We start from the raw sequence: 25917 nt of genomic DNA on the forward strand, positions 1-25917 counted from the left end.
CTCCCCTACCCTTCTGCTCGATTTGTAAGTAGTCTAGACAGAAAAGAAAGGACAAAGGCAAACGCAAGCGTAAAAATCGCGATAGCCATGGCATAACCAAAGTTCGCATTTTGGAACCCTTGAGTGTACATGTAATGGAGTAATACAGTAGTACCACCTGCCGGTCCACCGCCGGTCATGATTGTTACGACGATAAAGCTTAAATTGATCGTACCCGCCAGGGACAGCACGAAGGTTATTCCAATGATTTCTTTTAACAGTGGGATCGTAATGCTGACAAGCTTCCGGAAATACCCTGCACCATCAATGGTCGCCGACTCGAACACATCCGCAGAAATCCCATCTATTGCAGCGATATACATCACCATATAGTAACCAACCGCCTGCCAGATCAGAGTGACCGCAACGCACCATAATGCAGTTCGGCTATCCCCAAGCCAAGTCATAGTCAGTTGATCCAGCCCAATACTTGAGAGAATATTGTTCAAGATCCCCATGTTCGGATGAAACACAAAGGACCATATGATCCCGACTACCGTCAAAGAGATAATGCTTGGGAAAAAGAATACCGTCCGGTAAAAGCCTCTCTCTTTCAGCTTCGTCTGCGTCAATAGAAAAGCAAGCACTAAGCCAAAGGCTAAGGTAACCACCGGCACGACCAGCATCAGCTTGAACGTATTACTAAGCGCTTTGAGGAACATCTCATCTTGGAACATATATTTATAGTTATCCAGAAAGATAAACTTGTTCTCATCACTCATCCCGGTTGCATCCGTAAAAGACATAACGAATGCCCGAAAGGTTGGAATGATCATAAATACGAGAGTCAACAGGAGCGCAGGAATGGTACATACGGCTATGAATAGCTTCGGATTTTTAGTTTTCGTTGACTTAGTCTTTAATTTTCTGTTTCTAGGAGCTACTTCCGTTAGTTGCATCTCAGACATCTTTCTCACTCCTCTTCATGCAAAATGCATCCTGTTCATAGATGTCTGTATCCATTCTTAACAGGATGCATTGGCATGAGATGCTATAAATTATTTACTAGCTGCTTTCTCTTTACGAATCTGTGCAAAAGCTTTTTCAACATTATCCATCCATTGGTCAGTGGTCATTTGACCTGTCATGACTGGCGTCATCGTATTCTTGAACATTTCAGTGACTACACTAACTTTGGAGCCCTTCGGTAAGGATTGCCAGCCTTGCAGAATTGAAATGGAACCATTGTAAGCCTCAAACATGTCATATACACCTTTGGTCAAGTATGGCTTCGACAGCTCCTTCGCACCATTAAGTGCGTACGCACCATTAGCTTTTTCCGCGAATAATTTAACGGACTCATCCGTATACAGGAACTTTAAGAATTCTTTAGCCAGCTCTGGATTTTTAGCTTTTGCAGGAATGGAGAATTGCTCATAGCTGGAAAGTACGTACTTCTGATCTCCTTTATTAAATACAGGGACGGTTGTCATCCCAAATTCAAAGCCATTCTCCCTTGGTGAATCCTTCATTTCATTTTCCATCCAGTTGCCGTTTACAATAAACAACGCTTTCCCCATCATCATATCAGTCTGCGATTGGGTATGGTTCAAGGCAACTGTGCCATCCATCAGATATCCGTCTTTAGATATTTTGTAGAATATATCCAATACTTTTTTGATCGTATCGTTCTTAAATGAACCTTCCTCATAAGCAAAGACTTTATCTAACGTTTCTTTACCGCCCGCACTAGCAATCGCAGGATACAGAATTTCTTCCAAATAGTCCGGATAGATACCTTGGTAAGTGAACAACGCTCTTTTCGTTTTCGTTCCATCTGCATTGACCAAGAAGTTCTCTTCTTTTTTCAGCTCATCGCCTAATGCAAAGAACTCGTCCCAAGTCTCAGGAACACTCCAGCCTTTTTCCGCGAACAAAGTTTTGTTGTAAATCAAGCCCATCGGTCCAGCGTTAAAAGGTGCCAGATAGATCTTCCCGTCTTGATACGGCTGAAATCTTGTGCTGTCCAGCATTCCTGGAAGAATCATATCCTTTAGCGTCTCATCTTTATCTAAGGCCTTGCTTTCGAATACATCAGTGATGTCTAGAAGTCCTTTTTCTTTAATCAGGGAAAGCATAATCCCACTTTGCTCTGTATCCGTAACAGATAGGAAGTCAGGAGGATTACCGGCAACAATCTGTGGTCTGATCACTTCACCAACCTTAGGGTTGATCGTCATATTCACTTTTACCCCTGGATAAGTACTCTCGAATTTACTGACAATTTCATTCCAATAATCGGCGCCATATCCACCTTGGAATACAGCAATACTCAGTTCCTTGTTATCAAAATCCTTCTTAGCATCCTCTTTAGAAGTATTCTCGGCGTTCGTTGTACTTGTCGCTTCCGCTGTACTCGTAGCTTTTGTAGAATTCGAATCCTTTGAGGCAGCTGGTGTATTCGTGCTATTCCCACAACCAATCAACCCCACACCCAGCAGCGTAACTGCTAATAACGTACTCATTGTCTTTCTCATAAACGCCCTCCTTAAGATGTTCTTGCTAATGACCCAACCACAGATTAAATATTGAAAACGCTTTATCTGATAAATTAAGTATAGAAGTGTTTACGTTTTATTTACATTTACAATACAAACTTACCTATGTATTATTTTATCCATCTATCATTCAGGTTTCAGATATGCTTATTCATCAGGATCACATGTCTTGTAAACTTAGCGGTTAAAGGAATGGATAATACTAACGATTCCATAGATTATTCTTGCTTTTCGCCCATGCATATATATTCCATTCTTCTTTTTATGTTAACTTGTAAGTAAAGGATATCGAATGGGAGGTCATCCACCTGAGTCATAACAAAGGGAAGCGGTATTTTCCTAGTCCCCCACAAATCATAAGAAAAATTAAAATTCAAAATCGCTTAACCGTTATCTTCTTAATCGTTTCCGTGATTCCAATCATCTTTATAGGTTTCTATTCCTATACTATCTACTCCAAATCCATTAACAATAAATTAAGCAAATCTACCTTTCAGGCTTTGACACTGCTCAATCGAACGATGTTAAGCGAGCTTAATAACTATCAATATCTTGCCGGATCTGTTTCTACCAATCCTATTATTCAGGAGCGTTTAACGGCAGCACCTAATGAACCCGCTCCTAGCAATGCTACCATTAACCACGCTATGGATAATGTGTACAGAACCATTTATCCGGGATATGTTCAGAACGTTCGGATCATAGATTCCAAGAACGAACCTATTTATGAATTAGGCTATGATGGCATTCCCAATCCAAAGTATGGGGAAATCATGAAACAGGTAGATCTGAATGCCCCTTATGACAGTCTTAATTATGTAAAAAGCTATCGTGCTTCCCATACGATTGTCCTGGGGCGTAAAATTTTTGATCAAGAAGACATTGGCGTTCCATTAGGTTATGTGTTTGTTTTTATCGGCGGGGAGTTATTCTCAAAAGTCATTCTTTCCAGTGTGGACTTAGGAACAGGTTCTAATCTGCTTATCATGAATAGAGAAGGAATAGTGATGTCCTCCAACCTAAAGGGTACAACACTTGGAGAAGCGTATGATAAAGGTCAACTGTTTAAGCAAATCAAGGAACAAGAGGCACAGAAGAACCATTCCTTTCAAGGCTTAGTCAATGGCAAAATGCATCAGATCTCCTATATCAATAATAATCAATTAGGCTGGTACATGATTTCTACGGTTCCTTTCTCTTATATTAATTCTGAGACAAGTAAAATCACCACTGGACTCCTTATCGTCGTCAGCATCATTGTAATCCTTTGTATCCTAATTATCATCGTTTTGTATAAAAGCATCCTAAAGCCTATCAAACAAATTATTGTCTTCTGTAATCAAATTTTTTATGGCAATTTATCCAATCGTATAGAAGATCACAGCAACGATGAGATGGGTGTTCTTGCTAATAGGATTAATAGCATGGTCAGCCGGATTGAGCAACTGATAGAGGATCAGCAGAAAGATCAAAAGAGGCAGCGTTCGCTTGAATTACAAATGCTACAATCACAGATTAACCCTCATTTTTTATTCAACACTCTAAATTCCTTGCGATGGCTCGCAATGATTAACCAGGTTCCGGTGTTAAGTGATGGTATCTCCTCTCTCGCAGAATTACTGCGCAGTACCATCATCGATCAAGATGAGGAAATAACCATCAAACAAGAGCTTAATAATCTGGACAATTACTTTGCTATTCAAAAAATACGTTATGCTGATCGATTTGACGTTGAATATGATCTAGATGAATCGGTATTACATAGTCTGATCCCTAAACTTATTCTGCAGCCGATCGCTGAGAACGCTATCATCCATGGGGTTACGGATATTGGAGGAAAAGTTCTTATCCGCATTAAGGCTTACGCAAAAAATGAATACACACTTGTTATAGAAATCATTGATAACGGAAAAGGCTTTGATACGAAAAAATCGGAAAAGGCTGATACGCTGTCCGGTATCGGAATTTCTAATGTAGCCGATCGCATTAAGCTTCAATATGGTGAGAGCTACGGACTATTCATCACAAGCTTGGTGGGTCAAGGAACCTGTTGCCGCCTGATTATCCCCAAACAAACCTACGAAGAAGATAAGGGGTGATACTAGTGTATCCAATGTATAATGTAATGCTGGTGGATGATGAACCCATTGTAAAAGTCGCGCTCAGAACCATGATTCCATGGGAAGAGCTTGGATATATGATCTGTGCTACAGCCTCTGACGGAGTTGAAGCTTTAACCCTTGTTGAGAAGTTTAATCCCCATATCATCATTACAGATCTCAAAATGCCTAATATGGATGGTTTGCAGCTGATAAAAGAACTCAATAACAGAGGGTTTGCCGGGAAAATCCTGGTGGCAAGTAACCACGGGGAGTATGAATTGGTTCGTGAAGCATTAGTACTTGGCGCTGTAGATTATATGCTTAAGATTAGTATGAAGACTGCGGACCTCATCCAGTTGCTGGAGAAATCCACGCAGCTAATCCAAGAACAGCTTCATTCCAAGCAGCAGCTAGAGACACAATCTCAGCTATTGCAACACAATTTAAAGAGTGTGAAGAATGCGATTTTAAAAGATTATTTTACCGACCCATATTATGATATGAATCAGCTTGAGCAGCAAAATTCTATAACACTCGCTTTTAGTGACAATAGCTGCTACTTGTTCTACATCACCTTTGAGCAAAATAGCGCCAGCCCTAGCGCACGTAAAAACCAGCTATCGGTATCCTTCATTGAAAACATCATCTTAGATATCCTGGAAACCGTAGATCAATTCGAAATTATTCAGCTTGAATCGAATGCATTGTTGCTGCTAATCTCCACTGATACCTTGGACAATCAGCAAATTATCCGTACCGACTTTATCCATAGAGTCATTCAGTTGATCAAAATGTATATTTCCATTACCCCTACCATTGTTTATTCCCAGCCCATTAGAGGATACGCTGAGGCGAAAGTAATGCTAGAGCGATGTAAAGAATCCTTGGAAATCCAATTTTACAACGAAATAACGATTATTGATCCCGAGATTGTCCATTTAAATGATACGCTCGATTTCGAAAACGTTCATGAGTTCTCTACGAATTTAATACAGGCCTGGAAACGTTCGGGCGTTGAAGCCGTTAATCAAGCCACTCAAAATTTCCTTGAAACCTGCAGATCGAAACAAATAAAGCCGGCTGAAGCCAAAACATTCATCGTCAATTGTCTGCACTATCTTCCATTATGCGATGCTCACATTATCGTTGAAGATCCAAAGCTTTTGAAAACAACTATTGAGAATATTGCAAACAGTAAACGAAGTGCTGAGATTCTAACGCAGATGGAGCTTTTATTTCAATTATTCTCACATCAAAAACAACAGATTGTGACTACCCATAATAGGGATGTTAAACAAACGATTGATTATATCAATGCAAATTATCAGAAAAAGCTGACCTTATCTCTGATTGCCAAGCAGGTCAACTTAAGTGAGAACTATCTATCCAGAATCTTTAAAGAAGAAGTCGGCCAAAGTATCATTCATTACATTAACACCGTAAAAATGGAGAAAGCCGCAGAGTTAATTCTAAAGGGCAACCCTTATGTCAAAGAGATTTCTACGCAAATCGGTATACATGATCAATTTTATTTCACCAGACTTTTCAAGAAGCATTTTGGAGTTAATCCGAGTGAATATAAAGATTATGTTCAAGCAACGCTTAGCTCAGGAAATTAAGATCCTTTCTTTTACGACGAAAGGCCGTTGCTGTAGATCAGCAACGGTCTCTTTTTTTGGTATTACATCACTTTCCGAAACAATTCTTTGTTTAATCGCTCCAGCTGCAGAAGATGATGACGATAGTGCATCTCAATAAGCAGGAACCATTCCTCCGCGGATAGTCCACCAAATCGCGGGTGAGATACGGTATTTTGTTTGGACGCTTTTTCAAGAGACGGTTCGATCTCTCTCATTCTTTGGATGACTGAATGTAACCCTTGACTTAATTGTTCCTTGCTCTCCGGCTGCTCCGGCGTATATTGGGCGGAAGGCGGAACCTGAATACGAATGGGCGGAAAACTGCCTTGTGCAAATATAGCCGCACCATCCTCGGTTTTCCCCACATGAGATACCGAGGGATCTTGGTTGAGCACCAGACATTGATCAATATTACGAAGCTGCATATACAGTGCCGAGTTAATGAGATGTTGAACCATCTGTCCGATGGACCACTCGTTTTCACTCGGCTTTTGCATCAGCTGCTCCAGATTGAATCGCTCTACTTCTTGAATATAGTATGTCGTAGTTTCTTCAAAACGTTGTAAGGCTTCTTTTGTTGTAATCATTATATATCAGCTCCTGTAGTCATTGATTATCCAAGTATATAAAAACGCTACTGACAGCGTTATGTCAGTAGCGTTTTAACATTATTTCTAGTTCGTTTCTAACTTGCTGGCGAAAAGATTCCGGCTCTAGCACAACCATGCCACCTCCCCAGCCCAGCACCCATTGCAGCAATTCCGCTGGCTCTCGAACCCGAAAAGTAACCCGTAAGCCTTCCGCATGATCCTCTATAGTTTCCATATAAAAATTGTTCGATTCCCTTACCTTATCAGCTATGTCAGAATGGACTAAGATAACCACATGAACGTTGCGATCATCAGGAGGTTGGTATACCTCCAATTGAAAATCCGCTGGCCGTATAAATTTATCTTCCAGTCCAATAAGCTCCCTCATTCGGGATAACCGGAAATGACGGATGTCTTGACGCAATTCACACCAGGCGACGAGTACCCATGATCCTTGATGAAGCACAAGTCCGTAAGGAGCAACCGTACGAATACTTTGACGGTTCCCATCGGCTTCGGCGATTCTTTTGGAATAACGAAATCTTATTTTCCTTTCCTCCAATATCGCTCGACGAATGGCTTCCAGACATGCCTTTTCTTGTATTGGTGCTATATCTGCTGCGGATGCAAATAAACGAAAACTTTTGCGGATCTGTGATGCTTCACTGCGGATGGCTTCTGGCAGGATAGCTTCTATTTTTGCTTTAGAACTTCTAGCCTTATTGCCATAATGGGCATCAAACCACTGCTCGATAAAGTCAGTCCCGATAAGCAATGTCACTGCTTCGTCCAGCGTGAAACTAACGGGTGGCAGGAAATACCCCTCAATCAAGGAGTAGCCCTGCCCTGGCGCTCCTATTATGGATACGCCTGCTTCACTCAGTGCCTGAATATCCCGATAGATAGTTCTCACGCTCGTTTCAAACGTAGCCGCCAAATCTTCCGCCCGTAACATTTTGTTACGCTGCAGTTCAAGCACTATAGCTAACAAACGGTCCATTTTGTTCATACGGCTCTCCCTCCCCGATAAATTGTTTTAATATCTCAAACGGCAATGTAAAAAACCTCTAAAAACTTCTATATCTATAAACCATTTTTATATTAGATATTATAAACATTAATTTTACTTATATCGCTCTAAAAGGGTATAGTAATATAGGGATTATAACCATTACTTATATAGAGAGTATACCCTTATAAGAGGAGAGATCATATTGGAAAGAGTAGTTGGAACAGTGATACGTGGACTCCGCGGGCCCATCATTAACAATGGGGATAACATTGAAGAAATCGTAGTTCAGACGGTATTGAATGCAGCAACAGTCGAAGGTTTCTCGATCGAGGATCGTGATATTGTAACCGTAACGGAATCCATTGTGGCTCGGGCACAAGGAAACTATGCGACAATTGATAATATTGCTGCTGATATAAAGGCAAAATTCGGTGAAGAAACTGTGGGTGTTATTTTCCCTATCCTTAGCCGTAACCGATTTGCTAACTGCTTGCGTGGAATTGCCAAAGGAGCAAAAAAAGTAGTCTTAATGCTAAGCTATCCATCTGATGAAGTGGGCAACCATCTTGTAGACATCGACGAATTAGATGCTAAGGGCGTTAATCCATGGACGGATGTGTTAACAGAGGCTCAATTCCGTGAGTTTTTCGGCTATATTAAGCACCCATTCACAGGTGTTGACTATATCGAATATTATAAAGGTTTAATTGAAGCTGAAGGTGTGGCTTGTGAAGTCATCTTCTCCAACAACCCAAAAACCATTTTAAACTATACAAAAAATGTATTAACTTGCGATATTCACACTCGCTTCAGAACCAAGCGTATTCTCACAAACAACGGTGCTGAAAAAGTATTTGGCTTGGATGATATTCTTACACAATCAATCGATGGCAGCGGCTTTAACGAAGCCTATGGTCTGCTAGGATCAAACAAAGCTACAGAAGAAAGTGTAAAGCTATTTCCAAACAACTGCCAACCTATCGTAGATGGTATCCAAGCAAAAATCAAAGAAATTACAGGTAAAACTGTAGAAGTTATGGTTTATGGCGATGGAGCATTCAAAGATCCAGTCGGTAAAATATGGGAACTGGCAGATCCAGTTGTATCCCCTGCTTACACTGCCGGACTTGATGGAACACCAAATGAAGTGAAATTGAAATATTTGGCCGATAACAACTTCTCTCATCTTCGTGGTGAAGAGCTGAAACAAGCCATTTCTAAATACATCCAGAATAAAAATGATGACCTGGTTGGTGCGATGGAAGCACAAGGGACTACTCCTCGTAGATTAACGGACTTGATTGGTTCATTATCTGATTTGACTTCTGGTAGTGGCGATAAAGGAACACCGATGATTTATATTCAAGGTTACTTCGATAACTATACAAAATAAGATGAGTACAAAAAGGGAGTCTCCTCTACGAGACTTCCCTTTTTTTACTTTGCGGTGCCCTCTTTCATATCAAGGCATTGATAGATTAGGGAATTCCTCCCTGAAATTCGACTGATTTGACGGTAAATCTTGATTTCACTCTGTTTTTTAGGGAGGAATTCCCTGATTGCATTCATTTAAAGCAATTATCGGCTTTTATTAGGGAGCTTTTCCCTAATTACTCACAATCCACTGGTATAGTGACAGCACGCCAAGTAAATCCATGTACCCACTCTATATCAAAATACACCTTTAACCGTACGGATGAACATCCGAATGGTTAAAGGTGTATTGTCTCTGTCTACTTTTTAATTAGAGTTAATTCCAGATCTCTTCAGCAATCTCTTTAATATAAGCAAGCTTGCGCCATTGCTGCTCTTCTGTAAGGTGGTTACCTTCTTCAGTGGAAGCAAAGCCACATTGCGGGCTCAGGCAAATCCGGTTTAGATCGACATATTGCTTCGCTTCCTCAATACGCTTCAGAATATCTTCCTTGCTTTCAAGCTCACCAAATTTGGAAGAGAACAGGCCAAGCACGACCTGCTGATTGTCTTTTAGGAAGCGTAATGGTTTGAAGTCACCAGCACGTTCAGTATCAAACTCCAGATAGTAACCTGAGTAGTTATTGATGTTCAGAAGTGTTTGCGCGATAGGTTCATAACCTCCGCCTACTCCAGCATAAGTAGAAACATAATTGCCTCGGCATACATGTGTCGTTACAACGAGATCTTCCGGCAGTCCGGATACCACTTCTTCGTTCAACTTCGCAAGCTCGTTCGCATATTCAGCTACATTCACACCAACCTGATTCATAAATGCTATAAACTGTTCGTCGCACAGCGCTCCCCACGTGCAATCGTCGATTTGAATGCTGCGGCAGCCCGCTGCATAAAAGGCAAGAATTGACGCTTTGTATGCTTTGGCAATATCCGAAATTAGCTCTTCACGATTCGGGTATAATTCATTCGTGCTTTCCTTATTTTCTACCCGATCCAGCTCAAACAGGAATTGCGCTGCTGCAGGAATCGATTGGCGCGCAACAACATCCTCACCAGCAGCGCCTTTTAAGAATTCATAATGCGCTACAAAAGGGTGGCTGCTGTAGCTTATTTTTCCGGTCAGTCGTGCGGTTTCTGGTCTGGATTCTGCACCATTAAATTGGTAGCCTTGATCAATAATGGTCCGCTCTACACCATCAAAACCCCAGAAGAAGTCGAGATGCCACCAAGAGCGGCGGAATTCGCCGTCGGTTACAGCTTGAAGACCAACCTCTTTTTGTTTTTGCACGAGCTTCACAATCTCGTCGTTCTCTACTTCCTTCAACTGCTCGGCAGTAATTTCGCTGTTTTTGAATTTCAATCTAGCCTCTTTCAACGCCTGAGGGCGCAGGAAGCTGCCAACAATATCATATCGAAATGGAGTAACGGTTCGCTTTTTAGGTTCGGTTTGAGTGCTCATATATTAATCTCCTCGTGAACAAATTATTAAAATTAATATAGCATATCCGATTGCCTATACCGTTACACCAATGAGTTATGGCAGGTTATAAGTATTAGTTATACCTAATAAATAAACGATTGTGTACGCTAGTATTGCCCCAGAAGACCTTTCTTCATGGCTATTTTCTCACAGCGATCAAACACAACGAGCCCTAGAATCAAATAAACCAGCGAATTTAATATTAATACGCCATAGTCAGATAAAGATAGATCCGTTAACGTTAGATTCTCAAGCATCACCGTTCTTACCATATTCACGCCTTTAACGAATGGGGCAAAAGCTAAAAACGGAGCTACAGTGATCGGAACAAATACAAGTCCCATCAAGACAAATTGAAAAATCTGTAGAAATGCTTGAATTTGTTTCACAATAATAGCCAAACCAGCAATCATAAAACTAACGCCTACCATACTTATCATAGTAACTATAATGATTGGGATCGTTGTCATGGGATTAAGACTCAACCATTGTCCCGAGGTTAGCATCGCTCCAAACAGCAAGAGAATCATAATGACGGACTGTAAGCCCAATTGACTGACGATCCGCGTGAGCATAATTTTCCACACACCCATGGGAGACATATATAACTGCTCTAACGTTCCACGCGTCGCTTCTGTGATTACCGAATAACCAATAAAGTTCATCGTCATCATCGTTAAGCTCCAAAAGACCACACTTACAATTGAATATTGAACATTCGTATTAAAACTGGCTGGATCTCCTATGAACATAATTCCAAAAAATGCAGCCAGAAATATAATATAAAAAGTGACTACTAATGCAATCGTGTTCGGTAAATATCGTTTCAACTCAATATATTCCTTACGAAAATTAGCATTAAATAAATGGAGCCATTTCATGAGTCTTACCTCCCTTCACAATCTGAATAAACACTTGTTCAAAATCAATGGTTATTCGATCAATACTTTCCACCATCGTTCCTTCCTCTTTCAGAAGATCGAACAACTCGTAGATATCCTGACCATGCTCTAAATTCACTTCCACGATCGTTTCATGAGAGCTTGCTTTATAAGTACTTAAAGGGAATATACTCAACAGTTTATTCTCCTGTTCAGGGCTTAATTGCTCACCTAATTTAATGGAATATGCCCTTGTTTCAAATAACTTAAGTAAATTCTCCACCCTGTCGTCAATCACAACTTCACCTTTGTTAATGATAATGGCACGGTCACACAGCTCCTGAACGACGGGCATATCATGTGAGCTAATAATGATCGTACGTTTCTCTTCCCTCACTATCGTTTTTAGAATATTTCGTAATTCATAACTAACCTCAACATCCAAACCGAGCGTTGGCTCATCCAGCAAGATGACATCCGTATTAGCTAATAACGCCACAGCGATTGCCAGCTTTTGCTGCATCCCACGAGATAATCCATTAACCAGCTCATTCTCCTTTTCTTTAAGGTTGAATTGCTCTAATAATTTATCTGTCTGATCGGCAATTTGCTTCCGAGAGTACCCCCGGTTACCTGCAAAATATTCTAAATTTTCCCGAACCGTAAGACGCCAATATAAATTCCGGTTCCCTTCTAATACAGCACTAATATGCTCTAGCGCTTTGAGTCTCTTCTTACAAATATCTAAGCCATTAATGGATATAGAACCCCCATCCGATTCTAACAAACCACAGAGCATCTTTATTGTTGATGTTTTCCCAGCACCGTTGGGGCCTAGTAAACCGAGAACCTCTCCACGATTTACATGAAAAGAAACATCACGAACGGCATGGATCTTCTCTTTCGTCTTTCTTTTCTCGTATACCTTGCTAATCCCTCGTACTTCTATAATTTTCTCCACCTTATAACCATCCTCTCCCGTACGATTTAAAAGAGTGATTCCATTGTTAAATTTATTTTATTTGAGTATCTAAATTTAGATAACTGGCTCCAGATGGATACTTTCTCCGTCTGAGGAATGAGATTTGTATAGACGACAACTATGATATGTCTATAGGAAATATCGCATTTTTTAAGAATGATTGGGTGAATGTCCGGCATGGAGCAAATGTAGGTTATTTCATCATAGAGAAAACGAGGAGGACATCATGAATCAAAAAAAAATCCATTTTGCGTGGTGGGTATTAGTAGTACTTGTTTAAATGGTTGGCGTTGCAAAAAGTGGCGTTATGACCGCAGGCGGGCTATTTTTGGCACTAACAATGATCTTATCGTTATTGCCGCAGACATTAATGAGATAGCGCTAGAGAAAGTAAGCCAGAAACAGAATGTTTATGGAATGAAATTTAATCTTGTCTCAGATGAGGATTGGCAGAAAATTAATTCCATCGATGGAGGATACTCAGCTCAATAACGATAATGACAGCCCTCAAGTTAAATGAGGGCTGTCATTTTTTCATTACAAGGCCATTAGAAGATCCATATGAGTAAGAAAATAACTGCAATTATTGCCACCACGATGAACAGATTGGTTACCTCGCTCCAAAATCCAGGAACACCTTGTGTATGATATTTTTGCGCATTGACATCATGGTTTGCTTTATGACCGCCAGGGTCCGTCACATTTGGATTAGGTCCTGGATCAAAAAAGTCAGACATAGAAATCAACACCTTTCTCGATTATAAACCATATTATACCAGTTAATTCCCTTTTTAAAAATAATCTCCTTTGCTCAATTCATTTGAGAATGAAAATAAGGTAAGTGTTTCTTTGATAGAGCTTTTTCGATTAGTTCATGATCGTAGCCATATTTTTGCAATGCAGTAATAATCGCTTGTGTCCTGTCTGATCGTTGTCTTCTTAAATTTGATTCTAGCTGTATTTCTAGAGGAACCGTAGGAATAGTGTACCGTCCGATTGTCACATTCCTAAAATGATTCCAAATGAATTGTCCACCTTCCCATACCCCATCGCCATCCATAGAATCAGGAATTCCCGCTGAGTTGGAGATATGAACGACTTCCACTTTAAACCCATCGATGATCCAACTCCCTTTTGTCCATGAAAAGCCTGAAGAAAAGGTCTGAGTGTATGTAGGTTCTTCTAAAGAGGATAACCAGTTCTCTCCATGAGGGAATTCACATTTACCCAGCAAGGAATATTCCTTCAGAAGTTCTGCAAATTGTGCAATCCCTTCTTTATTTTTTGTATAAATATCAACGTCTCCCGGAGTCATTTCACAGCCCTGTAAAACCGAACCCACCGAACCAAGCAAGATCCATTCTAATTTCGAATTCACTTCCGATGAACAATAAAGCTCACATACCTTTGACAAAGCTATTTCCCAGCTATTCATAATTCCACCCCAAATTGACTAGTAAGTTCGAGTACATGAAACCTTAATAACCTCAGATGCGTTAAAGAACTATACAAATTCACAGGAGGTTTTTAAAATGAGATACAGTGCTGCAGGCGCGCGAATAACCTGTCCTTGTTGTCAAAACGATACCTTTCATCTGGATTATAAACTGCTTAACACAAGCGGAGCATCCTTTCTAGGATTTGACTGGGCGAATAAAAACGCTGCTATACTTATTTGTAAGAGATGCACCCATATCTCATGGTTTATGGAAGAACCAACATCAGATAACTAAACACTACCAGATTTTTCTACATCCTCATTATAAAATATTTCTATAGACTATGCGTCCTTGAGCTGGATGCAATTGTTCTTTTGCATCCAGTTAAATACCTCTAGATAACCATCCCCGATTGTCTTAAGCCTCTTTGGATAACGATCCGAAATATTCTACAACTACCTTACGAAATTCCAGAGCAGCTCGCGAAATATACCGACTCTTGTGCCATATTAAAGCAATTTCCCGTACCAATTCGTGATTCTTTATTTGGAGATATTTGATGTCTTCCCGTGAATTTCTTGCTGTACTTGGTATGAAGGCAAGACCAATCTCAGCTTCCACAAGAGTGATTAACCTTGCAGGTTCATCCCCCTCATACACATATTTAGGCGTAAATCCAACCGATTGGCACACAGAGTCTATTAAATCCCGAGTTCCATAACCACTCTTAACCCCGACGAACCATTCATCTCTCAGCTCTATCAAAGATACGCTGCTTCGATCTGCCAACCGATGCCCCTTAGGAACGGCTACAAGGATTGGGTCGATAAATACGACTTGGCATTCGATGTCGTCCCCTTCTAAAGGGGGTGAGGACAAGCAGAAATCCACCTCTCCTCTATCCAAAAGTGTAACCATTTCCTTCGTAGTCAGCATCTGCACATGAAATTGAATATCAGGTCGCTTTTTTCGAAACTCGCGAAGGATATTGGGTAATGTACTGGCGGTGGTCACTGCTAATTCAAGCGTGTTATGTTCCGGGTGAGATAAATCGCTAAGCTCCTGCTTCCCCTGCTCCAATTCAAACAAAGCTCTTTCTGCACGGCGAAGGAATCTGCTTCCGAACTCATTCAGACGAAGGTTTCGCCCTACTCGATCGAATAAAGGGACCCCTAGATCCTCCTCCAAGCGCTGTATTGTTTTGCTAAGTGATGATTGAGTAACGTGCAGATTTCGCGCAGCTTCGGTCACATGTTCCAACCGAGCTACCGCGAGAAAATATTGCAGCTGTAGAAGTTCCATTTCGCACCCCATTCATTCCTTTAAGTCAATGAGAATATAACATAAAATGCGTTGGAATGAATAATTAAAATCAAGTAGGATGACATTAATACGCTTTAGGGGGACACAAAATGAGTGCTCGGAATTGGTGGTTAATGATTTCAGTGGGGCTAGGGATACTATTGAACCCATTAAACTCTTCAATGGTTTCTGTTGCTATTCCAAGATTGCAAAATGTATTCCAACTTGACTATACAGGTGTTTCCTGGATTATTTTTTCTTTCTACATCGCTAGTAGCATCGCTCAACCCGTCATGGGAAAGGCCAGCGATTTATTTGGTAGGAGGAAGATATTTCTTACCGGGCTTGTAGTAGCCTTCATTGCCTCATTATTAGCTCCATTCGCACCAAGCTTCGCATGGCTCCTCGTGTTCCGCATTGTGCAAGCCATTGGAACAAGCATGATGGTTGCCGTCGGTATGGCTATAGTGCGAATTCATGTAACGGAAAAACAAGCGACAGCGCTGTCTGTTTTATCCATCTTCCTATCTGGTGCGGCAGCCATTGGACCCTTTATTGGAGGGGTTATAATACACTGGTGGGGCTGGCCCGCTATCTTTTTCGTCAATATTCCATTTGTGGTAGTGAGCTTTCTATTGTCTTGGAGAAATATCCCTAAGGAAAACTCGTCATTAACCGTTGCACCGGGCATGTCTCTTCGCAAATGGTTCGTTTGGATAGATGGATCAGGGATTCTGCTCTTCACAATGGGTCTGGTTGCCCTGCTCATTGGATTGCTCTCAGCAAAATCATCCGGGCACATCGCTGTAGGAAATGTCATTGTTTCACTGATAGGACTCGCTCTGCTAGGGGTGTTCGTACGACATGAGTTAAAAGCGACTTCGCCTTTTATCCCTTTACGCACATTTGCTAAATATCCTGCAATGACATGGGTTAATGTGGAATTCATGCTCGTCAATGTACTCTTTTACTCACTCTTTTTCGGAGTTCCGTCCTACTTGCAAATGGTTCGCCATGTCAGCGAGTATCAAACAGGGATACTTATGCTAACCTTAGGCCTGTGCTCTCTAGTTACTTCTCCAATAGCAGGACGATGGATCGATAAATCCGGACCAGGACCGGCACTACTAGTGTCTGCAATATTGATGACTGCGGGATCGGTATGGCTCGTGACATTGAATCAATCTTCACCGGTTATTAGCGTGTGCCTGGCTTTGGCTGCATTCGGGATTAGCAATGGGTTGAATAATGTAGGTATGCAAGCAGCTTTGTTCCAAAGTTCACCCAAGGAAATGATCGGCGTAGCATCCGGTTTATTTAATACTTCAAGATATTTGGGAACCATTCTCTCTTCCTTGTTGATAGGCATCGTAATGAGAGGCAAGTTCAGCTTTGAGGGATTTCAAGTACTTGGGATTATTCTCACGATCATTGCATTGTCTTTGGTATTCATGAGTCGGCGGCGCCGGAAGTCAGGGGAGTTGCAGGAGAGGATAAATTGATGTGAAAAAAACTTTAATAAAGAAAGTCCCTATGACTAATCACATCATAGAGACTTTATAATTGCAGTATTTTTAGTTGTTCCACACTAACTTAATTACGATGTTCGTGTTCATGATCCTCTTTCAATTGCTGCACTTGTTTACCCGTCAAGTCAATAGACTCTGTTGTAGTGGTATTAAATGCGGAGAGTTGAACATCCAAACTAGCAGCCAACGTATGGGAGGTTCCTTGCGCATCCTTACCCACAAACGTAAGATCTAACTGCTGGTGCTGAAGCTCATTCGCTGGAGTGATATCAGCATTCAAACGGATGCTTTGAATCTGTACACCGTTCGTCAGAGCAATTGCTTGGAAATCAAACAGGTTACGCTGAATTAGATCTTCTGGATCGTTCGAATCTACAGTGGTTTCCTTACTGGACTCATGATCCTTCTCTTCAGAAAGACTCTTGAACAAAACCGGGGCTAACGCCTGCACCACTGCCGGGATTTGCGCATTGTCAAGCTGCAGCGAGATATGCTTGGCACCGTCTTTATCGGTGGTAGATGTGATTTCGTTCTTCAAATTCCCAATCAGCGCATCCATTATTTTCTCTTCTTGGCTGCTTAGCCAAGCTGTTTCCGTTGACTCTTTCTCGGCTTCCTGATCCTTCTTATCCTGTAAATCCTGCTTTACGTAATAAGTATCGGAAGCATCACTCTTCCAGACTTGTCCGTCAGACTGACTGTAGAGGCTAAGTACCTGAGAACCTTGTGACCCGGTAATCTTCACATCGCCGCTGACCGCTTCATTTTGTAGGTTTGCTTTTATGCTTCCTTGTGCCTGACTCAGAATACTTCCGTTATCTTTAAACAACGCATTGGCTTGTACGGTAACACTCTGCGTATTCCCTGCCGTATTCTTAAGCGCAGCTTTGTAATCCTCATACCCAGAGGTTCCCGCAAACGCCGTCAACCCGCTAACTAACATAATAGCCCCGCTAATTCCTGCTGCACCTCCGGTGATTAGCCATTTCTTCTTCATCCTTTTCCCTTCCCTTCATAACTTTTTTGGTCTTTCATATTAAGTTTAGGCGCAATTCCTAAATTCATCGTGAAGAGTCTATTAAATAAATCTTAACTACGATACATTTTGGAGTTCCTCGGTCACATTTTTTCTGTGAATAAATAATCGGGCAGGTGAGAGCAAGTAAACTACACTAATCAATCCAAATAAACCGGCACTAACTTGAAAAGGTAGCAATTCATCTCCTGAGCTTCCCAACCATCCCCCTATCAAGGGGCCAATAACCACACCTAAGCCTTCTATAGAGAACAGTAATCCCCAGCTTATACCCACAGAATCTTCAGGAATATAACTGGCCATTAAGGCATTCCAAGAGGGTAGCAAAGCAGCATAAGCACACCCCAGCAGAAGTGAGAGGCCAATGGCGGCGGAAAAGGAGCTAATAGAAGTTAAGCCGAACAAGGCAACTGCAAACACGCCGAACCCAACAACGAGGAACCATTTACCCCCGACATGATCAAACCATTTTCCCATAGGCACGAGAAATAGAACTACCCCAGCTCCTCCCATAAATAGCACGATGGACAGCTGAGAATGCGACAGGCCTAAATGCGAAATGGCAAAGCTTGTTAGAAACGGAACCAGTATCCCGCCCGCTGTAGTTTGCAGTAGCATACCAGGAACCAGAAAACCGCCCTTCTTCACTTTGTTCCACAAAGAAACAAATTGTTGCCCTACAGATATATTCACGTTCCGCACCGATACCTTATTCATCTTCACAAGACCTACCATGATCCAACCAGCTACAAAAAATAATCCAATCACACCAAGGGACAACGACATCCCACCGCCAATTAACAGATTCATAGTCACGGGTCCCAGACCTAAACCAGCCATCCAGTATACATATAAGGTTCCCATCTGCTCTGCTCGTTTCTCCTCTGATACCTGGCTCATACAAATGATCCAGATCGGTGAGAATCCAGCTCCCAAGCAAGCAGAAGCTACAATAAGTATCCACGGACTATGCGTTGTAACCATCAACAATAGTCCAATAAACCCGAGGAAGAACCCTCCATGTAGTACGGTTCGCCCATGAAATCTGTCTAAGAGATAGCCGATGAAGCTTTTGATCAAACTGTCCGTCAAATAGTGAGCGGAGACCGCAATGCCAACTACTGAGGTTGTAAGTCCCCAGCTAGTCAATACATAGGTTGGTAAGAAAGTAATCAGAACAGCTCCTCTTATCCACTCTATAAAGAAAAGGAGCATTGCAAGACGGGTGAACGTCTGCTGTCGTTTTTCTACCTTGCTAATAGTATCCATGAATCGTCTTCGCCTGCCCTTCAACTATCATAGATTTCGCTGATGGAACTGACGGCTGTCTTAGCTTAATTGCATCTAAAGCTTCGGAGACGATACAATCTGAAGTGTATTTTCGTGAAAAAGCCTTCATACGCTGCTCCCTTTCTTCTCTGTACGCCATATGCTCCAATCGCTGAAGCTGCTCTACTAACTGCTCCTCATTTCGTGCGATCTCTATCAGATGGTGCCCAGATAACCATTCTGCATTGCCTGCTTCCTGGCCGGGGAGTGGTCGATAGACGATAACCGGAAGTGTTTGAGCCATCGCCTCAGTCAAGGTAATCGCGCCCGCTTTGGTCAATAGACAGGAAGATATACACATCAGCTCCTGCATTTCTTCCGTATATCCCAAAATGTGAACTCGAGGATTCTCTTGAAACAGCTCTTTCGTAGCTGATCGAAGCTTATGATTATTTCCGCATAATACGATGACATCGAAGTTTGATTTAAGCAGTACTCTTTTTATTAAACTGCTAATGTCACCTAATACGCCGTAAGCTCCTGCCGCAAGTAATAGATGACGACGATTTCTGTCTAACTTATGCTTGCGCAAAAGTCCTTCTCGATCCAGCGTTTGCTCAAAAGCCTCTCGTATTGGAATCCCGCTAACCACAAGCTTCTCTTCAGCAATCCCTGCCGATATCAGCGTTGCCTTCATGCTTTCCGTAGCGATAAAATATTTCGTAGTTTGAGGATGGAGCCACCTGCCATGAACCACATAATCCGTCATCACCGTGAACATGGGAATTCGACTTCCTGTTGTTGATGCAAGCTCAGCAGCGGCCAAATAAGGGAAGGTGTGAATAATAATATCCGGCTGTATATCGTCGATGATTCTTTGCACTTTTCGCTTGCCCATAGAATGGATGAGTCTACCCATGAACTGCTCTGGTCTCATCTTGCTAGTCACTGTGTACAGTAATCCATAAAGTTCTTGTGTAAAGCCCGTACTGTTCAAATAGAATCTTCGGGACAGTTCATTCAGGTAAGGATGGACTACAGCGAATAGATCCATGGTGGTAATCCGACTGATACCTCTTCGTCTAAATGAATGTTCGATGGCCTCAGCCACTTTCATATGCCCGTCTCCAAATGCCGAAGTAACAATAAGTACTTTAGGATCTGTGTTCATGACAAAGCTCCTTTTTCTCATGGCCTCCTCTAACTCTAACTCTGAATCGTAAAGGGATAGTAAAGGGATTCTTAACTGAATATTAACTTCAATATTTTCTAAAGAGAGACCTCGTCTGTCTTTGTCTTGGTTAAATAGATAACTAACCCTAGAATAATAACAATAAAAATAATACTTGTTCCCGTTGTGCCCAGTTCTAGCCCACCTTCACTTCGGTCCTGTGAAAGATAGTCACCTAGTGATGCTCCTAATGGGCGAGTCAGAATATAAGCAAACCAGAAGGCAGTTACTGCATTTAGCTTAAAGCGATAAGCGAGTGTTATCGCGCCAATCAGAGCGGCAAAAATAATAGCTGAAAGTAGGTATCCCCAGTTCAGACTTTCTGCAACTAAATCACCTGCGGCTGTCCCTAAGGCAAAGGTAAATAGAATCGTTAGCCAATAGAACATCTCGCGCTTTTTGGTAGTAATCGAATGGATGGATAACGTCTTCTGACTGGCATACCAGACTCCAAAGGTCAGGATTAAGAGTACAGAAAAAACAATAGTGGTCGTCTCCAGCGATACGCCCAGATTGTCCACCAGATTGTCAGTGATGAGCGTACCGACCACACTGATTAATACAACTGCAAGCCAATATAGAGCAGGTACGTATTTTGTAGCAGTCATCTGGAAGTATAGTGCTGCAATCAGTAGTCCACCCATCACCAAGGTTGTGTTGGTCAAGCCCCAGTAGAGGTTAAAATTGAGAAAATCCGCTGCCGTCTCCCCCACGGTGGTAGCCATAATCTTTATGATCCAGAAAAAAATCGTAACCTGTGGCACCTTGTTCCATAATTTCTGATCTTCTTTTAATAATGAACTGGTTTCCTTCACCAATCATCTCCCCTTCCTTTAGCGAAACAAATGTTACAAGAATCAAGAATAGCTCTAAGGCTAAACTTCCTTCCGATCAAAGAAGATGTAACCCATCGATAGAAATAACATTAATCCTGAGAGTAAGAACAAGGAAGTTGTGGCAAGTCTGCCTGCGGAAATCGTATGACTTAACCATAGAGAGTACCAATCTGTATAAGAAACTATAGAAAAGGATGAGAATCCACTTATAAAGTAAGGCACAGCTTTGGCTCCGCTGAAGACAAAGATTGAGAACACTAGAAACCCACCTGCGCTGCGAAAAAATTGAGCGATGAACACAAACAAGGCAGCCAGTGACCACATGGAGAGAAACGCCGCTGTATAAGCTTTTATCAAGCCAATAATGCCTACGCTCCCTATATTCAAAGTTCCAAACAAGAAGCTACATAAAGTGCTCACTATCCCTAATAGAAGAAGCAGTCCTCCGATCGCTATCCCAAGCGTGAGGAACTTAGCGGCGTACGCTCCCAATCGCGTAATCGGTTTGAGTAACGTCAGCTTCAAGGTACGAGAGGAAACCTCTTGTGGAAAAAGCTCAGAGATCTCTACGAACATAAACAATGGAATTAGGAATGTTGTGTAAATCCCCAGCATCTGGACTGGATAGGAGGAGCCAACAGCGACAAGGCCCAAAATAGGGTGAAGCGCTTGAAATAAAAACACTAGCAATAGTGGAATAAAGGCAGAAATAATGAAGAACATTAGGGTCTTTTTGCGGTAAAACATCAGTAGCAGCTCATTTTTAATACCCGCTCTTAAGCCGTCCATTCTCAAGCACCTCCTTTCCTCTTTTCAGCTCTGTAATGTAAAACTCCTCAAGCGATAGGCTGTCGGTAAGCAGCTCCTGCACTTCACCCTCACGAATCAGAACGCCTTGATTCAGAATCCCTACTCTATTACATAGCTGTTCCAATTCATGAATCATATGGCTGGAGATGAGAAAGGTGATACCCTGATTAACAGAAAGCTCTTTAACTAATGCACGGAAATGAACAACCCCCTCGATGTCCAGTCCGTTCGTCGGCTCATCCCAAATCACCAGCGCTGGGCTATGGATGATGGAAGCAGACATGGCGAGCTTTTGCTTCATTCCTGTAGAGAAATGTCTGATTTTTTCTTTGGCGAACGAGGCAAGACCCACCGTTTCCAATACCTCGGCGATCCGTTCTGGACGAATATTCGGATAAAAGCTGGCTGTCAGTTTCAAATATTGTACAGGTGTAAGATAGTCGTAGAAATCAGCCGATTCGATCATGCAGCCTACTTTCCTCATACTAGAGGAATAGGATAACTCCAGATCGTGCCCGAATAATGAGATACTGCCGAAGCTTGGTGAAATCAGACCCGTTATTACTTTTAAGAGTGTTGTTTTCCCTGCACCGTTAGGTCCAAGCAATCCATAGACATCACCCTTTTGAAGCTCCAAGGAAATCCCGCTAATCCCACTGCCATTACGAAATTCTTTGGTCACACCTGTTAGCTTGACTACGCTCTCCATCTTAGTTCCCCCTTTTCTTCAATTCTTGTCCTCCAATTTAGCAACTCCATTTTCCTGCAATATTAGACTAAATCGTAAATCTAAAGTGCCCGTGAACAGACCCTTAAATAATTCTTAACTCCTTGTATTTTTTAAAAAAAGAGGTGCCTCAGAAGCCATGAAAAATGGCTAACTGAGACACCTCTTGTGGTTGGGTCAGGATTAATGTGATCGCTTGGAGTAACTCTAAACATGAAAGCGATAGCCGGCACCCCATAGGGTTTCGATATAAAGTGGATTTGCAGAGTCCTCCTCAATTTTCTCGCGGAGCTTACGGATATGGACTGTCACCGTCTGGGTATCACCCAAAGAATCAATTCCCCACAATCGCTCAAAGAGCTGATCTTTACTGAATACCCGATTGGGATGCAGCGCCAAGAAATACAGCAGATCAAATTCCTTGGTCGTTAAGGTGACCTCCTCATCCCTTACAAAGGCACGTCTAGAATCAGGGTTTAACCGCACCCCCTTAATTTCCAGTTCATTCGTTGAGGAACCTCGTCCCTTCAGCCGATCATAACGCGAAAGATGTGCTTTCACTCTGGCAACAAGCTCGGCTGGCTTAAATGGTTTTGTGATATAATCATCTGCACCAAGGCCCAGCCCACGAATAATATCTATATCCTCTAGTCTGGCGGTGACCATAAGAACCGGAATATCCAGCTCAACACGAATTTTCTTGCAGACCTCAAATCCATTCAGCTTGGGTAACATCACATCCAGTACGATCAGATCATATTTCCCCGTTAAGCCCATCTCCAAGCCTTTTTCTCCATCCTTGGCAATTTCCGTCTGATACCCGCTCATCTCCAAATAATCACGCTGTAGCTCAGCAATAACAGACTCGTCTTCAACAATCAATATGGTTCGGTTCATCTCCGATGTCTCCTTTCACGATCGGTAAGGCAATATAAATAATAGTCCCTATTCCTTCCGTGCTATTCGCATAAATCATTCCCCCATGCCCAGCGATGATCTGTTTAGCAATAGCCAGACCTAATCCACTTCCACCAGTATGCGTGTTTCTGGACTGCTCCCCACGGTAAAAACGTTCAAAAATATGCTCCGTTGCTTCTGGAGGAATTCCAGGCCCATTGTCTTCAATAGCGAGAATAAACTGCGCTGCTTCCTGCCAGCTGTGAACTGTAATTTTCTTTTCAAGCTTATCCATGTATTTGAGACTGTTCTGAATTATGTTGCCAAGTACGCGCTTAAAGGAATCACGATCTACAGTGACCCATACTTCCTCGCCACCTGTCATTTCGATGTTTAGGGCGACCTCTTGCTTCTCCAGCTCTACCTTTAGTTCCTCTGCCCAATCATTTAAGAAGGGTATAATTCTTACGGATTCAAAAGAAAACGGCAGTTTTTGCATATCCAGCTTGGAGTATAGAAACAATTCATTAATTAGATGATCCATTTCTCCAGCTTTGGCCGCAATCGTACGCATGTATTTTTCATTTTTTTCTGGAGAATCCGCTATACCTTCCAAAATTCCATCCACATACCCTTTAATAGCAGTGATGGGTGTCTTTAAATCATGTGAAATGTTGGTGATTAGCTCTTTCCGGTTCGTCTCATATTGCTGCTGTATAAGAATAGACTGTTGAAGCCTATGTCTCATTTCTTCAAAAGCCATCCCTAGCTGTCCTAGCTCATCTTTACCATTAATCTCCACCTGAAAATCCAAATCCCCCTCGGTGACTCGTTTTGTCGCTTTACGAAGTTCCAGCAAGGGACGGATAATCCGTCTGGACATATATTTAGTCAACAATGTATGTGTCAGTACCAGAATGACCAATGTAATCAAAAATAGTGTCGGAAAGAACGTTCGCACAAACTGGACAAGAGGATCGATCGGAGTCAGAAAAAATATACTTACTGGCTTGGCGTCCTTGGATAACAGATCAAACTGGCCTACTTGATACCATTCATTATTAAATTGCTGTCTAATAGGTTCTATATGCGATCTGTCTCCTTTGTATCCAGGCAAATGATCGATTAATCCTTGCTTAAGCTTCAGATCCTCTGAAGCAAACAATGTCTGGTCCTCAGAACGGATATAGACAGACGTATTTTTTTTGAGCATGTCTGCCGATAATTCATTCAGGAAAGCAGTATCTGTCAGTAAATCTGTATTTTGCAAAAAAGTATGTTTAATAAGATTGCGGGTATCGTTCTCTTCCATTCCTTCAAATTTACTTTCATACGTGCTCTTTAAGCTCTGCACATCACCGTGATAGACAATGCTCATTAACATAGCCGTAATGATAAGGAGAAGAAGAGGAACTACAAGCATTGCCGCATAGGATAGCAGAAATTTCCAACGTATAGACATAATGGAATACTCACCCTACCTCTTCTTGTTTCTTGATGAGCTTATCATACGATATCTCCGTACTAACCACCATAAGAGCAGGAGGAGCACAATCCCGCAAACGGTATAACTAATCGGACGTATATATTGTTCCACAATACTCCAATTATCTCCTAATCGGTAACCTAGATAGACTAACGCTAGATTCCATGGGATACAGCCCAGCGCTGTAAATACAATGAATTTCCATGCCTTCATTCCAGCAATCCCTGCGGGTAGTGAAATAAATGTTCGGATAAAGGGTAACATACGTGTAAAAAACACAGTACTCTCACCATAACGCTTGAACCATCGCTCGGATTGCTCCAGATGATGCTCATTCATGAGGATATATTTACCGTATTTCTCTAATAACCGTCTACCTCCGGCTTTCCCAATATAGTAAGCAATGACGGAACCTAATAGATTCCCAAATATCCCAGCGATAGCAACTTCCAAAAAAGTAAGTGAGCCTTGCGCAACCAGCCAGCCGCCGCTGAGCATTATAACTTCACTGGGAATGGGGATACAGGCACTCTCCAGGATCATCCCTAACCATATGCCCCAAATTCCCATCGTATTGACAAGTTGGAGCGCAGTTTCAGATATCCAAGTTAATAATTGATGCATGAGTGTTCACTCCGCTTCATAAATTTTACTGTTCCTTAAGAATATAACGCTATAATTAAACAAAAAGCCGGGGGAA

The 25917-nt window shown here is 41.8% G+C and carries 23 protein-coding genes; 4 read left to right on the plus strand and 19 right to left on the minus strand.

Annotated features, from left to right (window positions below; genetic code table 11):
- Window positions 1-5 precede the first annotated feature (5 nt).
- The gene (locus tag H70737_RS21810) at window positions 6-947 is read right to left on the minus strand and encodes a carbohydrate ABC transporter permease (protein WP_231573329.1); all 942 of its coding nucleotides are present in this window, start codon (window positions 945-947) and stop codon (window positions 6-8) included.
- Between the two features lie 90 nt (window positions 948-1037).
- Window positions 1038-2516 carry a carbohydrate ABC transporter substrate-binding protein gene (locus H70737_RS21815; protein ID WP_042190639.1) on the minus strand — a complete coding sequence of 493 codons (1479 nt, stop codon included), beginning with the start codon at window positions 2514-2516 and terminating at the stop codon, window positions 1038-1040.
- 431 nt (window positions 2517-2947) lie between these two features.
- Here H70737_RS21815 and H70737_RS21820 point away from each other — a divergent pair, with 431 nt between their 5' ends.
- Both H70737_RS21820 and H70737_RS21825 read left to right on the plus strand, forming a co-directional pair.
- Window positions 2948-4636, plus strand: coding sequence for a sensor histidine kinase (locus H70737_RS21820; RefSeq protein WP_042190641.1), 1689 nt, complete (start codon window positions 2948-2950; stop codon window positions 4634-4636).
- 14 nt (window positions 4637-4650) lie between these two features.
- Window positions 4651-6258, plus strand: coding sequence for a response regulator transcription factor (locus H70737_RS21825; protein ID WP_231573504.1), 1608 nt, complete (start codon window positions 4651-4653; stop codon window positions 6256-6258).
- Between the two features lie 62 nt (window positions 6259-6320).
- On the opposite strand, the gene H70737_RS21830 is transcribed toward H70737_RS21825, so the two are convergent.
- Together H70737_RS21830 and H70737_RS21835 are read right to left on the minus strand one after the other, a co-directional pair.
- Window positions 6321-6863: a DinB family protein gene (locus H70737_RS21830; RefSeq protein WP_042194322.1), complete on the minus strand. Its 543-nt coding sequence runs from the start codon at window positions 6861-6863 to the stop codon at window positions 6321-6323.
- A 67-nt stretch (window positions 6864-6930) separates the two neighbouring features.
- Window positions 6931-7878 (minus strand): helix-turn-helix transcriptional regulator, encoded by a 948-nt coding sequence (locus H70737_RS21835; protein WP_042190646.1) that lies wholly within the window; start codon window positions 7876-7878, stop codon window positions 6931-6933.
- Window positions 7879-8083: 205 nt separating this feature from the next.
- Here H70737_RS21835 and H70737_RS21840 point away from each other — a divergent pair, with 205 nt between their 5' ends.
- The gene (locus H70737_RS21840) at window positions 8084-9274 is read left to right on the plus strand and encodes a coenzyme F420-0:L-glutamate ligase (RefSeq protein ID WP_042190647.1); all 1191 of its coding nucleotides are present in this window, start codon (window positions 8084-8086) and stop codon (window positions 9272-9274) included.
- A gap of 357 nt (window positions 9275-9631) precedes the next feature.
- On the opposite strand, the gene H70737_RS21845 is transcribed toward H70737_RS21840, so the two are convergent.
- The 6 genes from H70737_RS21845 to H70737_RS21880 form a co-directional block, all read right to left on the minus strand.
- A complete protein-coding gene (locus tag H70737_RS21845) occupies window positions 9632-10771 on the minus strand; it encodes a 5-methyltetrahydropteroyltriglutamate--homocysteine S-methyltransferase (RefSeq protein ID WP_042190650.1) in 1140 nt (379 codons plus the stop codon).
- A 128-nt stretch (window positions 10772-10899) separates the two neighbouring features.
- Window positions 10900-11673: an ABC transporter permease gene (locus tag H70737_RS21850; protein WP_042190652.1), complete on the minus strand. Its 774-nt coding sequence runs from the start codon at window positions 11671-11673 to the stop codon at window positions 10900-10902.
- Entirely contained in the window at window positions 11651-12634 is a 984-nt protein-coding gene (locus tag H70737_RS21855) for an ABC transporter ATP-binding protein (RefSeq protein ID WP_042190654.1), read from the minus strand. Before H70737_RS21855 ends, H70737_RS21850 begins: the two co-directional genes overlap by 23 nt.
- Before the next feature lie 569 nt (window positions 12635-13203).
- Window positions 13204-13392 (minus strand): hypothetical protein, encoded by a 189-nt coding sequence (locus H70737_RS21865; protein ID WP_042190658.1) that lies wholly within the window; start codon window positions 13390-13392, stop codon window positions 13204-13206.
- 74 nt (window positions 13393-13466) lie between these two features.
- Window positions 13467-14090, minus strand: a complete 624-nt coding sequence (locus H70737_RS21870) for a nucleotidyltransferase family protein (RefSeq protein WP_042190660.1) — start codon at window positions 14088-14090, stop codon at window positions 13467-13469.
- A 421-nt stretch (window positions 14091-14511) separates the two neighbouring features.
- Complete coding sequence (locus H70737_RS21880) at window positions 14512-15396, minus strand: LysR family transcriptional regulator (protein ID WP_042190664.1); 885 nt, start codon at window positions 15394-15396, stop codon at window positions 14512-14514.
- Between the two features lie 110 nt (window positions 15397-15506).
- Here H70737_RS21880 and H70737_RS21885 point away from each other — a divergent pair, with 110 nt between their 5' ends.
- Window positions 15507-16898 (plus strand): MFS transporter, encoded by a 1392-nt coding sequence (locus H70737_RS21885; protein ID WP_042190667.1) that lies wholly within the window; start codon window positions 15507-15509, stop codon window positions 16896-16898.
- A 91-nt stretch (window positions 16899-16989) separates the two neighbouring features.
- Here H70737_RS21885 and H70737_RS21890 read toward each other — a convergent pair whose 3' ends face one another.
- The 9 genes from H70737_RS21890 to H70737_RS21930 form a co-directional block, all read right to left on the minus strand.
- Window positions 16990-17922, minus strand: coding sequence for a hypothetical protein (locus H70737_RS21890; protein ID WP_042190668.1), 933 nt, complete (start codon window positions 17920-17922; stop codon window positions 16990-16992).
- A 96-nt stretch (window positions 17923-18018) separates the two neighbouring features.
- Window positions 18019-19230 carry an MFS transporter gene (locus H70737_RS21895; RefSeq protein WP_042190672.1) on the minus strand — a complete coding sequence of 404 codons (1212 nt, stop codon included), beginning with the start codon at window positions 19228-19230 and terminating at the stop codon, window positions 18019-18021.
- Entirely contained in the window at window positions 19217-20401 is a 1185-nt protein-coding gene (locus H70737_RS21900; protein WP_042190674.1) for an MGDG synthase family glycosyltransferase, read from the minus strand. The genes H70737_RS21895 and H70737_RS21900 overlap by 14 nt, the downstream gene beginning before the upstream one ends.
- 98 nt (window positions 20402-20499) lie before the next feature.
- Window positions 20500-21279, minus strand: a complete 780-nt coding sequence (locus tag H70737_RS21905) for a COG4705 family protein (RefSeq protein WP_156113166.1) — start codon at window positions 21277-21279, stop codon at window positions 20500-20502.
- Window positions 21280-21336: 57 nt separating this feature from the next.
- A complete protein-coding gene (locus H70737_RS21910; protein ID WP_042190678.1) occupies window positions 21337-22086 on the minus strand; it encodes an ABC transporter permease in 750 nt (249 codons plus the stop codon).
- Window positions 22061-22816, minus strand: coding sequence for an ABC transporter ATP-binding protein (locus tag H70737_RS21915; protein ID WP_042190680.1), 756 nt, complete (start codon window positions 22814-22816; stop codon window positions 22061-22063). The genes H70737_RS21910 and H70737_RS21915 overlap by 26 nt, the downstream gene beginning before the upstream one ends.
- Window positions 22817-23041: 225 nt before the next feature.
- A complete protein-coding gene (locus tag H70737_RS21920; RefSeq protein ID WP_042190682.1) occupies window positions 23042-23731 on the minus strand; it encodes a response regulator transcription factor in 690 nt (229 codons plus the stop codon).
- Window positions 23706-25193 carry a sensor histidine kinase gene (locus H70737_RS21925; protein WP_042190685.1) on the minus strand — a complete coding sequence of 496 codons (1488 nt, stop codon included), beginning with the start codon at window positions 25191-25193 and terminating at the stop codon, window positions 23706-23708. The genes H70737_RS21920 and H70737_RS21925 overlap by 26 nt, the downstream gene beginning before the upstream one ends.
- 15 nt (window positions 25194-25208) lie before the next feature.
- Window positions 25209-25841 carry a DedA family protein gene (locus H70737_RS21930; RefSeq protein ID WP_042190687.1) on the minus strand — a complete coding sequence of 211 codons (633 nt, stop codon included), beginning with the start codon at window positions 25839-25841 and terminating at the stop codon, window positions 25209-25211.
- Window positions 25842-25917: the final 76 nt, after the last annotated feature.

The sequence above is a fragment of the Paenibacillus sp. FSL H7-0737 genome (assembly GCF_000758545.1).
GTDB lineage: Bacteria > Bacillota > Bacilli > Paenibacillales > Paenibacillaceae > Paenibacillus_AQ.

Excerpts from the sequence above, each read along its gene's own strand:
- H70737_RS21810 (WP_231573329.1), bottom strand. The coding sequence starts at position 947 with ATGTCTGAGATGCAACTAACGGAAGTAGCTCCTAGAAACAGAAAATTA.
- H70737_RS21815 (WP_042190639.1), bottom strand. The coding sequence starts at position 2,516 with ATGAGAAAGACAATGAGTACGTTATTAGCAGTTACGCTGCTGGGTGTG.
- H70737_RS21825 (WP_231573504.1), top strand. The coding sequence starts at position 4,651 with ATGTATAATGTAATGCTGGTGGATGATGAACCCATTGTAAAAGTCGCG.
- H70737_RS21835 (WP_042190646.1), bottom strand. The coding sequence starts at position 7,878 with ATGAACAAAATGGACCGTTTGTTAGCTATAGTGCTTGAACTGCAGCGT.
- H70737_RS21845 (WP_042190650.1), bottom strand. The coding sequence starts at position 10,771 with ATGAGCACTCAAACCGAACCTAAAAAGCGAACCGTTACTCCATTTCGA.
- H70737_RS21850 (WP_042190652.1), bottom strand. The coding sequence starts at position 11,673 with ATGAAATGGCTCCATTTATTTAATGCTAATTTTCGTAAGGAATATATT.
- H70737_RS21865 (WP_042190658.1), bottom strand. The coding sequence starts at position 13,392 with ATGTCTGACTTTTTTGATCCAGGACCTAATCCAAATGTGACGGACCCT.
- H70737_RS21870 (WP_042190660.1), bottom strand. The coding sequence starts at position 14,090 with ATGAATAGCTGGGAAATAGCTTTGTCAAAGGTATGTGAGCTTTATTGT.
- H70737_RS21880 (WP_042190664.1), bottom strand. The coding sequence starts at position 15,396 with ATGGAACTTCTACAGCTGCAATATTTTCTCGCGGTAGCTCGGTTGGAA.
- H70737_RS21885 (WP_042190667.1), top strand. The coding sequence starts at position 15,507 with ATGAGTGCTCGGAATTGGTGGTTAATGATTTCAGTGGGGCTAGGGATA.
- H70737_RS21890 (WP_042190668.1), bottom strand. The coding sequence starts at position 17,922 with ATGAAGAAGAAATGGCTAATCACCGGAGGTGCAGCAGGAATTAGCGGG.
- H70737_RS21895 (WP_042190672.1), bottom strand. The coding sequence starts at position 19,230 with ATGGATACTATTAGCAAGGTAGAAAAACGACAGCAGACGTTCACCCGT.
- H70737_RS21900 (WP_042190674.1), bottom strand. The coding sequence starts at position 20,401 with ATGAACACAGATCCTAAAGTACTTATTGTTACTTCGGCATTTGGAGAC.
- H70737_RS21910 (WP_042190678.1), bottom strand. The coding sequence starts at position 22,086 with ATGGACGGCTTAAGAGCGGGTATTAAAAATGAGCTGCTACTGATGTTT.
- H70737_RS21915 (WP_042190680.1), bottom strand. The coding sequence starts at position 22,816 with ATGGAGAGCGTAGTCAAGCTAACAGGTGTGACCAAAGAATTTCGTAAT.
- H70737_RS21920 (WP_042190682.1), bottom strand. The coding sequence starts at position 23,731 with ATGAACCGAACCATATTGATTGTTGAAGACGAGTCTGTTATTGCTGAG.
- H70737_RS21925 (WP_042190685.1), bottom strand. The coding sequence starts at position 25,193 with ATGTCTATACGTTGGAAATTTCTGCTATCCTATGCGGCAATGCTTGTA.
- H70737_RS21930 (WP_042190687.1), bottom strand. The coding sequence starts at position 25,841 with ATGCATCAATTATTAACTTGGATATCTGAAACTGCGCTCCAACTTGTC.